Source organism: Candidatus Cardinium hertigii, assembly GCF_003176915.1.
In the GTDB taxonomy this organism is placed as follows: Bacteria; Bacteroidota; Bacteroidia; order Cytophagales; family Amoebophilaceae; genus Cardinium; species Cardinium hertigii_A.
The window spans coordinates 457118-473298 of record NZ_CP029619.1 but is presented as its reverse complement, the minus strand read 5'-3'; the positions used below and the strand labels follow the sequence as shown (position 1 = coordinate 473298).

The window sequence follows — 16181 nt, the reverse complement described above, 5'->3', positions numbered from 1 at the left end:
ACCTCAGTTACTTAAGAAGAAGCATTGATGGCATTAGAATCTTTTACTAGCAAATGGAATAAACAATACCCACAAATAGCCAAGTCTTGGTATGCTAATTGGAATAATCTGATAGTATTTTTACAATACCCTAACGTAATACGTAGCGTTATTTACACAACGAATGCTATTGAATCTGTAAACAGTCAATTTCGTAGAGTTACCAAAAATAAAAGAGTCTTTCCTAATGATATAGCTGTTTTTAAAACGTTATATTTAACCATTAATTATATCACCAAGAAGTGGACTATGCCTATTAAAAATTGGAGTGAGGCTATGGCTCATTTTTTAATTAAATTTGAAGATAGAATTTAACAAACTTAAAAGTAATTTACACACTTTAGTGGACAGAGCCTAGGGCTGGCCCATTTTCTAGTCATATAATTAATAATTAAATATAAAGTTTTAGCTTGATTGCAACGGTCTCAACATGCCTATCATTTATTCAAATTTATAAAAAAGTTGTGATGAAATATGCTCAGCTTGATAAACACCACAATTATTTATCTGTCTTGGATTAAAGCTTCTGTTGTTACTGTCGCTTTTTTCAGAATTATTTTTGTCTACTTTATCTCTTTTCGTACATCCAGCAAAGCTAATCACCAACTTTTTCCGTTTATTTTTAATTTGGTTTTCCATATTGATCGTGCTATGTTAATTATTCTATACTTGTCAAGTATACTTAGTATAGGTAATATAATAATAAATTTTTACTCTTTTTCCAAAAATGTCCAACTTTTTAGCTTATTTCTACGGCTTTCGAAGTTTTATTTTAATGTGCTACTATTTTTTAATTCAGTGCGTATACTATTTTTAAAGTATTACCATGGATATCCTAATTTAGTAGCCAGTATGCCCCATAAATTCGAAATAGAATGTATGCTGATAAGCAAGCTCAATCTAGGAAAAAACCAAAATATACTACAAAGTATGCACCCAAATACAAAATGTGCACCTAATTCGGTTCGTATGTTTGCATTAAAATGTAAAGAAGCATTATAGGCAATATGCATAAGGCTAAAAGCTAAAGAAGAAATAACCGTTACTACAGCATATAGTTTCCAATTATGCTTTCTTGCTTTATATAATATAAACCGAGCTATAACTTCTTCGATAAATGGGCTTACAAAACAGCCATCTAGTATATAATTCCAGAATCTAGTCTTCACAAAAAAACCACATACAATAGCAATAATAGCTAATAGACTGTATCTAAGATAAATTTTTTTATGTGCATCATAGAAACCAGGGGACCATCTTTTATATAAATTGCTGCATAGAGATAGATATACTAGTGCACGTAATAAGTAGGTGATGTGATAAATGTGATTACTTACAAATTCAGGATAGTTAAGGTCATAAATCATGATACATCCCAGTGTCATCACTCCCCATACCATACAAGGGAATAATGCGAAGGCTAATAGGGTGTATCTTTCTTTTTTTATTCTTTCCACGAATTTAAACTGTATAAATAGGATGCTTACATAATTACCGTAGACGATGCTTATTTTCCTGAAGTTCCCATAGTTCTCGATACAAATTATCTGGTTTCTCCATTAATTGCTCGTGTGTGCCTTGTTCGACAATTTTCCCATGATCTAGTACAATAATTCGATCCATATGCTTAAGTGTTGATAAACGGTGCGCAATAGCAATAACAGTTTTTTTTTGCTGGTCTAACAACCAATGTAAGCTATCTTGAATTAAATTCTCAGTTTGACTGTCCAGCGCAGAGGTCGCTTCATCTAATATCAGTATAGGTGCATCCTTTAAGATGGCACGTGCAATAGCCACTCTTTGACGTTGTCCACCAGAAAGTTTAACGCCTCTTTCTCCGACATAGGTATTATACTGTTCCGGTAACGCACTGATGAAATTGTGCATATGTGCTTTCTTACTAGCTTCTACTACTTCTTCATCTGTAGCATCTAGATTACCATAACGAATATTTTCCATAAGGGTACGATGAAATAGTGATATATCCTGCGGAATAACAGCGATCTGACTTCTCAATGAATCTTCTGTAACGTGCTGAATATTTTGACTATCAATCAGTATGATACCACGTTCATAGTCAAAATAACGTAAAATTAGATTGACTAAAGAGGACTTCCCAGCTCCTGAATGCCCTACTAAGCCTATTTTTTCACCAGGTTTAATGCGGAGGCTAAGGTTTTTAAAAACAGATTTTTGATCTTTATAATTAAAATATACGTTTTTAAATTCAAGACTAGGATGCTTGATTTTCAACGTTTTTGGATTGATTACATCGACTCTTTTTTCACATGGCCAAAGTATAGATAATCCACTTTTTAAATTTCCTATAACATGTGAAAAGTCTTGTAGCGAAACGGTAATATGCCATATTTCCTCAGAAGTAATCAAAAGAATGCCAAACAACTGAGCAAAATCTCCTACTGTAATGGTATTTATAATTTTTAAGTAAATCATGTACCATAATATGGCTGTAAATAAAAATAGGTGTAAACAACCGGCTATAATCTTAATTTTAAAACTATATTGATAGACCCGCATCTCTTTCGGAATAAAATCATTAACAATGTTCTGATCTAAAGCTTGAACTTCTTTAGCTTTGGTAACAAAAGATAGAATGTTCATAATATTACTAATATTATCAGCTATTATGCCCATAACGGTATGTCTACTTTCTGTGGATTCACAAGAAAGTCGCTTTAATGTTAAAGAGCATGTATAAATGCTATAGATAAAGAGTATACTCCATATCAAAAAAAACAAACCAATCTCATAATTAATGAGTATAAGTGTACCTACGTTAATGGTACTTTTGAGTATACGTAAACCTAGCCCACGATGTAGCTGATCCCACAATCTATCATAACCGTCTACAATACCTTGAATTTTACTATGGATCGTTCCCGTAAGATTATCCTGAAAAAAGCTGTAAGCATGATATTGTATATAGTCATAAGCATAAATTAGAATAGATTTTCTTACATAAGGCGCTGCTTTATATTCACAAAAGTTATTGATACGCCAAACCAATTCTAACGTTAATTGAGCAGTTAAGAAAATACCTATTGGAAACATCATACTTTGATAGGTCAACGTAGGAGGTATGGTCATCGTATCTATAAAAAGTTTTAGTGCATATGTATAAGCAAAAGGGTAAAAACTAGCTGTAAAAGGAGCTATTAACATTACAAAATAGTACCATTTATAGGGTCGAATATGTGGCCAAAAAAAAGAAATGATCGATAGATGTTTCATAGACATGATCAAAGATAATAAGCGTGCACAACGTAATAATATTTGGTATAAATTGCTATTCTATATCAGATTACTCAAAAGCTAATAAGTTTTTTGAACTATTATCATGTTTATCAAGATGAGTAAAAGGCGTTTCCCAGCGTTGGGTTATATTGATTTACTCCCAACAAGCCTATGATAAAGAAATAGCGACTTTAGCAAAAAACATAGCAGAAGAAGCTACAGCTACTGGTAAGCTGTTATGGCATCTAGGTAACCATCTATTTGGTTGTCCCCAAGATATAGATAAACAGCTAGCACAAATCAGTAAAAAGCTGAAATATCATAAGGTACACTATGCTTATACATCAGTTCCTGTCTATGATCAAAAAGGTCGCCCTACAAAAGGAGCTCAACCATTAAAAATAGCATACCAACTAATAGATGTAACCTTGGTAGAAGATATAGCTACCATTGATCAAGCTAAGTTAAGTAAAGGACGGTTTATTTTGGCTACTAATCAATTAGATAAAGCAGCGCTTCCAGAGGCCAACCCCCAGATGTGAACCGCCATATATGGTAGCTACCAATGAAATAGCAATTACACTGGTAGCCATTTTTCTATTCCCTACGGCATACTCCTGGAAAGTCTTGATACCCCTACCGTAGTAAATTCCAATAACCAGCGTGCCTATTAAGGATAACCCTATAATTATAAAATCAATATGCCTTACCATCTCTCTTTTATTATTGCGTTGTAATAAATTTATCTTACTAAGTTTATAATGATTACTTGCTTTTATTTACAGAAAAATAATTACTATACCTAATAGCAACTATTATTATTGTGTAAAAACCTATGCCTAGAGTAATGCGTAGTAGCTATTAGCCTTTACAGGTAGATTTTGGTGCGGGAAAAGAACCTTGTATAAAGAAGCGCTGTATTTATTTTAAAGCTGCTTAGCAATAATCCCTTCACATATTTGCTGCATTTCTGCTAACCATTGCTGAGGAGCCTTATGGCTTTTCCCCCATGGTATATAGAAAGCTAAGGTTTCTTTAGCTATACGTTGCTGGTCTATTGGTTTTCTAGCAGATAACGTACGCATATTATGCAATCGATCTGCCAGCTTTACTTGTACCACACGTATATCCCTACATTGATGAAGTATATTTTTATTTGCTACTTTATCTAATTTCCAAGGATACCCATTGGTATTGTAGTGGGTAACCTGATCGACCACAGCAGCTACTTCACTGCCATACATCAGCTCCAGCTGAGATAGCGTAACAGGCGTATCCTCTACGATATCATGCAACAAACCCGCTAGGATGGTGTCGGGATCCCGGGTAGCCTCCAACAGCAGTTTAGCCACTGCCATAGGATGGGTATAGTAGGGGGACCCTGATTTACGTTGTACTAAACCATGGGCCTTTTTAATAAAGGCAATGGTTTGCTGTATACGTTCTGCGCTAAGCGTAGTCTGTTCCGTGAGTAACCCTATCAATTCCTGCTCTTGCGCCAAGCTTTCTGCTGTTTCAGCTAGGGTATTAGCTACCAGATCAGCAGGATCATACGTTTTAAAGCGCATAACCTTACGGCCATCCAGCGGGAATACGTAAAGGCAGCTTACCTTTGTTGGGATTTCTATTATTTCTACGTATCCTCCATGGGCTTCTACAATTTGTTTGCTTTCTAGCTGATAAAATTGCACTTCACTAGCAGGTAGGGTAGTATTTGCGTTCATTCCTACGATACTATAGCTAGGTTTCAGATTTGGTAGACTTGTATCCGTACTAAAACAGAAAGCCAGTGCAGGTAAAGTTAAGGAAGGGAGATCAGCCGCAGTTTCTGTTGCCAAACCGTATTGTAAGGTAGTAGCGGCAAGGGTTAAGGTTACGATATGATCGGTAGCATGTTGGCTCTTGCTGATTGCCCATAGGTTGAGGAGGAACAAGCACTCCAATAAGGCGGGATCTACTGCTATTTCAGCTACGTCTGTTTGTTTCCGCAATAAGAGCGCTAACGGTTCCCCTAAATCCAATATTTGCTGATTTACTTTTAAAATAGTTAATTCAAGCGGGATGGGTTGAATAGCTTTTTTATTAAGTTTTAGGCTCCGTTCTTCTTGGGCTCTCCATGCCAGACAATCGCTGAATTTTTGTAGTTTCTTGTTAAAGCGCGTTATTTCATTTTCTACTTTATGCGGATCATTCCTTGCAATAGGAAACAAAGTTTCTTGTAGGGTATGGCCCATTTCTCGTAAAAGGGTACCCCCAGCAGTGGCATCCAATCTAGCCCAATGCGCTTGGCTATAGATGGCTTCTAAGGAAATCCTTTGTTCATAGGTTCTAGTAAGTTCGATAATGTTAAGTTTAGCGGTTGCTTTGTCTCGTAGGTATTTATACAAGACAAATCCTACTAGCGTGCTTGCTACAACTGCTGTCGCTAATACAAGTTCTATGACAGAAGCATGCCTAAAGCTTTCCCAAAATAAGTCCATAAAACGTATAGGAAGCAAGAATCTATGGATTAGTAAAGCACAAAGTAATAGTATACTACTGCATTCCACGGATAGTAATACAATAGATAGGCTTATGCTAGCTATAAGAAGCGCACAAACCATAGGGCTATAGTGTCCTAGTTTAGCAAATTGAAGGGGCGCAATAAAAAGCAGAAGAAACAATAGCATAGGCCATAGATTATGCAGCAGCGGTGTTCCTCCCTTTCGATAAGCATGCAGGGCTGGGTAGAGCGCTAGGATCGTTCCCAAGGCCATCACAGCCATATAGAGGTATACATAGGGAAGGAAATACTGCCTTTGGATAAAGCACAATGCGATAATGGCATGAATGATGGTATAGCAGCCTACCGCTACGAAGGTACGTTCTTGGGTAGGGAAAATATTTACACGATAGGACCTTGTAAAAAGCATTTTAAGCCGTTGCATCCGTGCCAGCCACCAGCGTTTGGTGATTTGATTTTGTAAATCCCAGGCACTGCTATCTGGGATACCTACCCAACCCGTATGAGGGCGTTTAGGAAGCAGATAATGTAAGGCAAACAAGCTACCTGCGCTTACAATCATTGAAAGGATAACGTGGTTAGCGGATACAGCTTGCTTTTGATAAAAAATAAAATACGTTGCTACGATTATGTTCAAACCCATGACTAGGAGCACAGCAAGGGATCTAGGCCTAAATCCCCAACAAGCTAACATAAAAGGAACCGCAACAGCTGGATCATAAAGGTAGAACATTTTGTACATTAATTGTAGAATACTGGTTGTATAGAATACCATCAAAAGGCTAATGACTCCTATACCTATAGAAGCTATGCGTACCATACGGAGCGAGCCATTGTGAGACTTGGAAAAACCGGTTACAAAAGGCCATAGATCATTTGTAAATAAAACGGAGGCAACATGCAAAACGGAGTCAGCGGTAGACATCAACAATGCCAGCATAGCCGTTATCAATAGGCCTTTCATACCAGGGAAATAGGTAAGGGAAAGTATATAATGAAAGACATTCTGATTGGATGGAATACTATCTCCACGTATATGCAAAGCTACTGCAACACTAAAAATAAGTGAAGCTATCACACAGGGCGCTATGGCCATTTTGTTAAGCACTTTTGCGACTTGCCCTACAGAAGAAGCCATATAAAACCGTTGTATGTAGGCAGGTATAAGCATAAGTAAATGCCTAAATATAAAATCAGATAATAAAGTTGTTAGGGTATGTGCTGCGTACATTTTATTTGGGTTAAATTGCGGTAGAGCGGTAAGTTTTTGCCAGCCCGTTGCTAAATCTTCAGTAGAAAATAGCAGCACGAAAATGAGCAGAGGGAAGCAAAGCCCAAAAAGAAGAAATTGGTAGACATCGGTTATGGCTACCGCTCTCGCCCCTCCAAATGTAGCATACGCCATAACCAATAGGGTTAAAAGTATGGTTGAATGGGTTTGAAAGGGTACTACTTCAGGGAATAGAACAGTTATAATTTCAAGGACAACTTTGATCTGAACTGTTAAAAGAGCGATAGATAAGACGATACCAAGTAGGGCGGTAATAATGCGAGCGGCTGACCCATACAAGCTTCCCATAGATTCTGCTATAGAAAGATGCCCCATGAATTCCTTCATTCTTGGCGTGATAAACCTGGAAAAAAAATAGAGTTTAACGGCTATTATAACGGATATTCTCATAAGTGCTTCAAACCCTTGTCGATAGCAAACATCTAGGCCGGCATGCAGGATTCTAGCACCATACATAGTAGCTATAAGGGAAATAGCAATTACACTGGTAGCCATTTTTCTTTTTCCTACGGCATAATCCTGGAAAGTCTTGATACCTCTCCCGTAGTAAATCCCAATAACCAGTGTCCCTATTAAGGATAACCCTATAATTATAAAATCAATATGCCTTACCATCTCTCTTTTATTATTGCGTTGTAATAAATTTATCTTACTAAGTTTATAATGATTACTTGCTTTTATTTACAGAAAAATAATTACTATACCTAATAGCAACTATTATTATTGTGTAAAAACCTATGCCTAGAGTAATGCGTAGTAGCTATTAGCCTTTACAGGTAGATTTTGGTGCGGGAAAAGAACCTTGTATAAAGAAGCGCTGTATTTATTTTAAAGCTGCTTAGCAATAATCCCTTCACATATTTGCTGCATTTCTGCTAACCATTGCTGAGGAGCCTTATGGCTTTTCCCCCATGGTATATAGAAAGCTACGGATTCTTTAGCTATACGTTGTTGGTCGGCTGGCTTACGGACAGATAACGTACGCATGTTATGCAATCGATCTGCTAGCTTTACTTGTACCACACGTATATCCCTACATTGATGAAGTATATTTTTATTTGCTACTTTATCTAATTTCCAAGGATACCCATTGGTATTGTAGTGGGTAACCTGATCGACCACAGCAGCTACTTCACTGCCATACATCAGCTCCAGCTGAGATAGCGTAACAGGCGTATCCTCTACGATATCATGCAACAAACCCGCTAGGATGGTGTCGGGATCCTGGGTAGCCTCTAGCAGCAGTTTAGCCACTGCCATAGGATGGGTATAGTAGGGGGACCCTGATTTACGTTGTACTAAACCATGGGCCTTTTTAATAAAGGCAATGGTTTGCTGTATACGTTCTGCGCTAAGCGTAGTCTGTGCAGTGAGTAACCCTATCAATTCCTGCTCTTGCGCCAAGCCTTCTGCTGTTTCAGCTAGGGTATTAGCTACCAGATCAGCAGGATCATACGTTTTAAAGCGCATAACCTTACGGCCATCCAGCGGGAATACGTAAAGGCAGCTTACCTTTGTTGGGATTTCTATTATTTCTACGTATCCTCCATGGGCTTCTACAATTTGTTTGCTTTCTAGCTGATAAAATTGCACTTCACTAGCAGGTAGGGTAGTATTTGCGTTCATTCCTACGATACTATAGCTAGGTTTCAGATTTGGTAGACTTGTATCCGTACTAAAATAGAAAGCCAGTGCAGGTAAGGTTAAGGAAGGGAGATCAGCCGCAGTTTCTGTTGCTAGGCCGTATTGTAAGGTAGTAGCGGCAAGGGTTAAGGTTACGATATGATCGGTAGCATGTTGGCTCTTGCTGATTGCCCATAAGTTGAGCAGCAGCAAACATTCCAATAAGGCGGGATCTACTGCTATTTCAGCTACGTCTGTTTGTTTCCGCAATAAGAGCGCTAACGGTTCCCCTAAATCCAATATTTGCTGATTTACTTTTAAAATAGTTAATTCAAGCGGGATGGGTTGAATAGCTTTTTTATTAAGTTTTAGGCTACGTTCTTCTTGGGCTCTCCATAGTAGACAATCGCTGAATTTTTGTAGTTTCTTGTTAAAAAGCGCTACTTCACTTTCTATTTTATGCGGATCATTTCTAGCAATAGGAGACAAAGTTTTTTGCAGATTATCGCCCATTTCTCGTAAGAGGTTACCCCCAGCAGTAGCATCCAATCTAGCCCAATGCGCTTGGCTATAGATGGCTTCTAAGGAAATCCTTTGTTCATAGGTTCTAGTAAGTTCGATAATGTTAAGTTTAGCGGTTGCTTTCTCTCGTAGGTATTTATACAGGAGAAATCCTACTAGTGTGATTGATACAAGAGCTGTTGTTAACATAAGTTCTATTACAGAAGCATGCTTAAGACTTCCCCAAAATAAATCAACAAAATTTACATAAGGAGGCAATAATCTATGGATTAGCAAAGCACAAAGTAATAGTATGCTACTTCCTTCCACGGATACTAATACAATAGATAGGCTTATGCTAGCTATAAGAAGCGCACAAACCATCGGGCTATAGTGTCCTAATTTGGCAAATTGAAGGGGCGCTATAAAAAGCAGTACGAACAATACCATAGGCCATAGAGCATGCAGAAACGGTGTTCCGCCTTTTTGATAGGCATGCAGGGCTGGGTAGAGCGCTAGGATCGTTCCCAAGGCCATCACAGCCATATAGAGGTATACATAGGGAAGAAAATACTGCCTTTGAATAAAGCACAATGCGATAATGGCATGAAGAATGGTATAGCTGCCTACCGCTACAAAGGTACGTTCTTGGATAGGAAAGATAGTTGCGCGATAAGACCTTGTAAAAAGCATTTTAAACTGTTGCACGCGAGCCAACCACCAACGTTTGGTGATTTGGTTCTGTAAATCCCAGGCGCTACGGTCTTGCATACCTACCCAACCGGTGTGAGGTAACTTAGGAAGTATATAGTGGATAGATAATAAAATAAGGAAGCTGGTGATCATGGCAATACACATATGGTGTGCCGGTATATCTTGACCTTTATAGTAGATATGGTGTACTATTGTTATAACCATAGTTAGTATGCCCATACTACATAATACTGCGGCTGTACGAGGCCTAAAGCCAAGACAAGTCATGAAGAACGGAATACCAACTATGGGGCCATATAGGTTGTGTACTTTATTTATTAATGTAGTAAGATTACTAGTAGCTGTATATAATGCAGCCCAAAGACTAACGATCCCTATCAACACAGAAGCCATACGTGCAATCTTAAGAGAAGGTTGCATAGAGCCCTTACGCAAGCCAGCTATTACAGGCCATATATCATTAGCAGATAAAACAGAAGCAATATGTAAATAAGAATCAGCAGTAGACATAATTAAAGCATAAATAGCTGTTACTAATACAGCACGTAAACCAGGAAAATACTTACAATCAATAATATATTTTATTATATTTTGATTGTGTTGTATCGTATGGCCAGCTGCTGCTAAAGCTATTAGGACCATTAGGAATAGGATGGGAATGAAAATACGAATGATTGCACTTCTGTTAAGCACCTTGCGTGCTTGTGTTAAAGAAGCGCTCATATAGAAGCGGTGGAAACAGGCAGGGTTAAAAAAGAGTCCAGTAGATATAATACAACTATACCATAGTACTTTTGCCATTTCTTGTGCATGCGTTTTGCTTATTTGAAAGTGTATTATACTTATAATTTTTTGTCCTTTTATCAAAGGACCCTTGGCATAGTAGAGAAATACAAAGATTAGAAGCGGAAAACATAAGCCAAAGAGTAAAAACTGGTAAACATCTGTGATGGCTACACTTCTAGCGCCCCCAACCGTAGTATAACCTATCCATAACAAGGTTGATAGTATAATTACATAAGTTGAAATTTCTTTTATTTCAGGAAATAGTAAAGAGGTAATTTCTAAGCTTATCCGTATTTGGACAATTAGAGCAACAATAGCCACCATAATACCCAGTATACCTGTAATCACGCGTACGGCTGAACCGTAGAGGCTACCCATGGACTCAGCTATGGAGAGATGACCTATAAATTCATGCATTCTTACTATTACAAACCGGGAGAAAATAAAATAAATAACAGGGAGGAATAGATCTCTTATATAAGCGGATACGCCTATGTCGTAGTAGAAGTTTAATGTATCATATATGGCTCTCCCTCCATAAATAGTAGCTAATAGCGAAAGGGTAATAGCCGTACTAGTTATTTTTCTATTCCCTACGGCATAGTCTTGGAAAGTCAGTATTCCCCTGCCATAATAGAACCCAATGGCAAGCGTTAAGAGCAAAAACATTCCTATAATTACAAGGTCTGGTTGAATCATCTGTCACAATGGTTGTATGACGGTATAGTTTTGTACAGTAAATTTTCTTCTCATTTAAACTTACAATAAAACAGTAATTTAGGCAAGAAAACAGGGAAAGTCACTTGCGATGCTCTTCCCATTCTATTTGCATAATAGATTCAAACGCATTACATTAATTGGTCTTGTATAGGGCATTTCATGTAAGCTAGCGGAGGGCAGAGGGCGGTTAGTCACGCCCACTTTAACGTTATTATTCATTATATTGTCATTTGGTAATACCACATTCATTGTTGTAGTAAAGGGAGCATTATACGTATGATGCAATGGACAATAGCTGAATTGGCAGCGCGCTTTCATGCTAGTTTATCTGGCGATGATCGTACGATCGTAACCCATCTTTGTACCCTAGAGGAGGGAAGCAAAGGGGGACTGAGTTTTTTTTCTACACCTAGCTATGCAGCTGCCCTCTACCAAACCAAAGCTTCTGCTGTTTTGGTTCCCAAGGAGTGGCAATGCAGCTTGCCTATTACCCCTACTTTGCTTGCTGTGGTAGATCCTTATGCGGCTTTTTGCGCATTGGTAGAGGAAGTAGCACAGAAAAAAATAGCCGTTAAGGAGGGAATAGAATTTCCTTCTTACATAGGAGAAGGGACTACAGTAGGCGAAAATAGTTACCGTGGGGCTTTTTCTTATATTGGGAATCACGTTGTAATAGGGGAACGAGTGCAAATTTATCCCCATGTGTATATTGGGGATCATGTGACCATTGGTGCGGATACGATCCTATATAGTGGCGCAAAGGTAGCAGCTTATACGGTTATTGGTAGGAAATGCGTGCTGCATGCGGCTGCTGTGGTTGGTAATCCAGGTTTTGGATTCCAGACGCTTGCATCAGGTGGTTATAAGCGGATTCCTTCTATTGGTCGGGTTGTATTGGCCGATGAGGTGGAAATTGGTGCCCATACTGTTATAGATGCTGCTATGGTAGGGCAAACCGCTATTGGGCAAGGTAGCAAAATCGATAACCTGGTTCAGGTGGCCCATAATGTAAAAATAGGCAAGTATGGTGGTATTGCTGCACAAGTAGGGATAGCAGGTTCTACTAAAATAGGAGATTATTGTAGGTTAGGGGGGCAAACAGGGATTGCAGGGCATCTTACGTTAGGGAATCATGTAACGGCTTTAGGTCGTGCAGGTATTACGCGCTCCTTTCCAAAAGGTGCTATTACACTTTCTGGAACACCTGCCTTTGAACATAAAAGATTCTTATCCTGCTATGCGCGCTTTAAAAACTTAGCTAAGCCATTGCAAACATGAAGCAGTACATTCCTTTAGGAAGGCTAGGCGAGAAGCATTGTGCGACTTAATCAAATAGATACCCCTGTTACTATGATAAGAAATCATTATTTTTAGCTTTTACTTGTACTTATGCATGGTTAATGTTATGCTAAAAACCCTTTGTTATGAATTTATATAGGATCCATACGCCATTTCATTTACAAACTATTGCCACAGCCATTAAATCTTTTTGGGAAAAAGAAAAAATATTTGAGCGTTCTCTGCAACAGCGCAAAAATAAAGATCCCTTTGTGTTTTTTGAAGGTCCTCCAGGTGCTAATGGAAAGCCAGGTATACACCATGTCTTATCCATGGTTGTTAAGGATCTTTTTACAAGATACAAAACCATGCAAGGCTACTATGTGCAACGCAAAAGCGGATGGGATACCCATGGTTTACCAGTAGAGCTTCAAGTTGAAAAAGAACTCGGGATTACAAAAGAAGACATTGGAAAAAAAATAAGCATTCAGGCATTTAACCAAAAGTGTCAGGAAGCAGTTATGACCTATACCAGCCATTGGGAAGCTTTGAATCGTACATTAGGCTACTGGAAGGATAATACAGCTCCCTATATTACCTATAGTAGGGACTATATGGAATCTGTGTGGTACCTGCTTAAAGCGCTCTATAACAAGGGTTTGCTCTATAAAGGATATGCTATACAGCCCTATTCACCTGCTGCGGGTAGTGGCTTAAGCTCCCACGAGTTGAATCAACCAGGCTGTTATAAACAGGTGGAAGACCTTTCTGTTGTAGCACAGTTTAAAATTTTGGATAGGGAACATGATTATTTTTTAGCATGGACTACCACTCCCTGGACCTTGCCGGCTAATACAGCTTTGGCAGTGGGTTTATCTATTTCGTATGTTAAAGTTGCTACTATTAATCCCTATACCCATTTACCGCTGCAAGTAGTGCTGGCAGAAGAGGCGCTAGGACGTTTTTTTTCGGATAAAGAAGAAGATACACTACCGTTGTCTTATGGTGCAGCGGGTCATCTGCCTTGGCGTATCGTAGAGCGTTGTAAAGGCGTAGATTTGATAGGCCTCCGTTATGAACAGCTTTTGCCTTATGTTCAGCCAAAAGGGGATGCCTTCAAAGTCATTGGAGGAGACTTTGTAACCACAACAGAAGGCACTGGTATAGTACATATTGCACCTACCTTTGGTGCAGATGATTACCGTATAGCACAGGAAGAAAATATAGCAGCTATCGTTGTTACCAATGAAGCAGGGGAAGAACTTCCTATTGTGGATAAGATGGGGCGCTTTGTGTCGGCCATTACTGACTTCGCAGGACGTTGTGTTAAGGTTGAATATGAAAAAAATACCACACTTCCTTCTGTAGATATTTTGATTGTAAATAAGCTAAAACAGGAAAACAAAGCGTTTAAAGTAGAAAAATATACCCATAGTTATCCGCATTGTTGGCGTACCCAAAAGCCTATTCTCTACTATCCATTGGATGCTTGGTTTATTAAAACGACAGCCTATAAAGCGCTATTGATAGAGTTAAATAATAAAATTCAATGGAAACCAAATTCAATAGGGAAAGGTAGATTTGGGAATTGGTTAATGCATTTAGTGGATTGGAATTTAAGTCGGGAACGTTATTGGGGTACTCCGCTGCCTATTTGGCGTACAGTCGATCAGAAAGAAGAAAAATGTATTGGTTCTGTTTCAGAATTGCTATTTGAAATGGAGCAAGCAGCCCTAGCAGGTTACATGCAGCAACCTTTACCTGAAATCCTCGATTTACATAGGCCCTATGTAGATGCTATTGTTTTGGTTAGCAGCAGCGGGTTACCTATGTACCGTGAGACAGCTGTGGTAGATGTTTGGTTTGACTCAGGCGCTATGCCTTGTGCGCAATGGCATTATCCATTTGAGAACCAAGAAAATTTTTTCAAAAATTTCCCAGCTGATTTTATTGCAGAGGGGATAGACCAAACCAGGGGATGGTTTTTTACTTTACATGCCATTTCCGGATTGCTTTTTGAAACGGCTGCTTTTAAAAATGTTGTGGTTAATGGCTTGGTTTTGGATAAGCAGGGCGATAAGATGTCGAAAAGCTTACACAATACCCTCGACCCTATGGTGTTACTAGACCAATATGGGCCAGATGCAGTGCGCTGGTATATGATCAGTAATGCCAACCCATGGGATAATTTAAAATTTGATGGGACTGGTGTAGAGGAGGTTATTCGGCGCTTTTTTATTACGTTAAACAACTGCTATAACTTTTTTGCACTTTATGCCAATTTAGATCATTTTTATTTTGAGCGTCCTGTAATGGATAGTAACGAGCTGGATCCAATGGATCAATGGCTGCTTGCACGTTCGCATGCATTGATTCAAACAGTAACCGAAGCCTATAATCAGTATGAGCCTACTGTAGCAGCTAGGGCAATCCAAGATTTTGTAGTAGATGCATTGAGTAACTGGTATATTCGTTTGAATAGAAAAAGATTTTGGAAAAATAGGCAGGACCAAGATAAGGAGGTAGCTTATCAAACCCTTTACCATTGCCTTATTACCATTGCTAAATTGATGGCGCCCATTGCGCCTTTCTATGCAGACTACTTGTATCAATCGTTAAATCAGGTTACTAAAAAAGAGACAGCTGCTTCTGTACATTTGTTAGATTTTCCAGAAGCCAATATCCAGCTGCTTGATCCAGTATTGGAGCGTAAGATGCAACAAGTTCAAATGATTGTCTCTCTAGCGCATGCCCTACGTAAGCAGCACAAAATAAAGGTACGACAGCCTTTGCCAAGTTTAACTATTGTTACAACGCCTCAAATTACAGCAGGCTGTTTGGCTAGCTTAGAAGCGCTTATTAAAGCAGAATTAAATGTAAAGGAAGTGCATTATGCAGATGATACGAGCCATCTGTTGCATAAGCAAGCCAAGCCCCATTACCCTCGTTTGGGTAAGCAGTATGGTAACAAAATGAAGCAGATAAGCCAAGCTATTGTAGCCCTACAGGCAGAAGCAATAGCTACTTTAGAAAGGGGAGAGGTTTATCTATTACTTGTGGAGGATGTAACTATTCCCCTTACCCTAGCCGATGTATTGATTCATACAAATGCTGTACCAGGTTGGTGTATAGCTAAAGAGGGAACGATAACCATTGCCCTGGACATAACTTTACATACTGCTTTGCAAGAAGAAGGGTTCGCACGAGAGCTGGTTCACCGTATACAGCAATTACGCAAAACTTTAAACTTTGAGGTACAAGATAAAATTGTACTAACCATTCAGGCAAATGTAGCTATGGCCCAGCAAGCTATTACTGCCTATAAAGATTATATTTGTGCAGAAGCACAAGCTGTTGCGCTGCAATTTGCTGCAGAGCTTTTAGAAGGGACTGCTCTTGATATAAATGGGATAGCCATGGTACTGCAACTAGAAAAAGTAATAGGATAGAGCAGAGGCTGCCTATAGTCTA

General features: G+C 38.7%; 10 protein-coding genes. 4 read left to right on the top strand and 6 right to left on the bottom strand.

Going from position 1 to position 16181, the window contains the following annotated elements; translation table 11 throughout:
- Positions 1 to 27 precede the first annotated feature (27 nt).
- Entirely contained in the window at positions 28 to 354 is a 327-nt protein-coding gene (locus tag DK880_RS01775) for a transposase (RefSeq protein WP_204082285.1), read from the top strand.
- A 126-nt stretch (positions 355 to 480) separates the two neighbouring features.
- Here DK880_RS01775 and DK880_RS01770 read toward each other — a convergent pair whose 3' ends face one another.
- The 3 genes from DK880_RS01770 to DK880_RS01760 form a co-directional block, all read right to left on the bottom strand.
- Positions 481 to 678, bottom strand: coding sequence for a hypothetical protein (locus DK880_RS01770; protein ID WP_109997121.1), 198 nt, complete (start codon positions 676 to 678; stop codon positions 481 to 483).
- 182 nt (positions 679 to 860) lie between these two features.
- Positions 861 to 1496 (bottom strand): CPBP family intramembrane glutamic endopeptidase, encoded by a 636-nt coding sequence (locus tag DK880_RS01765; protein ID WP_109997120.1) that lies wholly within the window; start codon positions 1494 to 1496, stop codon positions 861 to 863.
- 34 nt (positions 1497 to 1530) lie between these two features.
- Positions 1531 to 3297 (bottom strand): ABC transporter ATP-binding protein, encoded by a 1767-nt coding sequence (locus tag DK880_RS01760; RefSeq protein ID WP_109997119.1) that lies wholly within the window; start codon positions 3295 to 3297, stop codon positions 1531 to 1533.
- Positions 3298 to 3443: 146 nt separating this feature from the next.
- On the opposite strand from DK880_RS01760, the gene DK880_RS01755 reads away from it, so the two are divergent.
- Positions 3444 to 3836 (top strand): hypothetical protein, encoded by a 393-nt coding sequence (locus tag DK880_RS01755; protein ID WP_109997118.1) that lies wholly within the window; start codon positions 3444 to 3446, stop codon positions 3834 to 3836.
- Here DK880_RS01755 and DK880_RS05140 read toward each other — a convergent pair.
- From DK880_RS05140 to DK880_RS01745, 3 genes are all read right to left on the bottom strand, one after another.
- On the bottom strand, positions 3795 to 4007 hold the full coding sequence (locus DK880_RS05140) for a hypothetical protein (RefSeq protein ID WP_162534105.1): 213 nt from the start codon (positions 4005 to 4007) through the stop codon (positions 3795 to 3797). The genes DK880_RS01755 and DK880_RS05140 overlap by 42 nt on opposite strands.
- A 213-nt stretch (positions 4008 to 4220) precedes the next feature.
- Complete coding sequence (locus DK880_RS01750) at positions 4221 to 7703, bottom strand: sodium:solute symporter family protein (RefSeq protein ID WP_109997117.1); 3483 nt, start codon at positions 7701 to 7703, stop codon at positions 4221 to 4223.
- A 213-nt stretch (positions 7704 to 7916) separates the two neighbouring features.
- Positions 7917 to 11411 carry a sodium:solute symporter family protein gene (locus DK880_RS01745; RefSeq protein ID WP_109997116.1) on the bottom strand — a complete coding sequence of 1165 codons (3495 nt, stop codon included), beginning with the start codon at positions 11409 to 11411 and terminating at the stop codon, positions 7917 to 7919.
- Positions 11412 to 11708: 297 nt separating this feature from the next.
- Between DK880_RS01745 and lpxD the strand changes: the two genes are divergently transcribed.
- Both lpxD and ileS read left to right on the top strand, forming a co-directional pair.
- Complete coding sequence (gene lpxD, locus DK880_RS01740; RefSeq protein WP_239302535.1) at positions 11709 to 12710, top strand: UDP-3-O-(3-hydroxymyristoyl)glucosamine N-acyltransferase; 1002 nt, start codon at positions 11709 to 11711, stop codon at positions 12708 to 12710.
- Between the two features lie 146 nt (positions 12711 to 12856).
- A complete protein-coding gene (ileS, locus tag DK880_RS01735; protein ID WP_109997115.1) occupies positions 12857 to 16159 on the top strand; it encodes an isoleucine--tRNA ligase in 3303 nt (1100 codons plus the stop codon).
- Positions 16160 to 16181 lie beyond the last annotated feature (22 nt).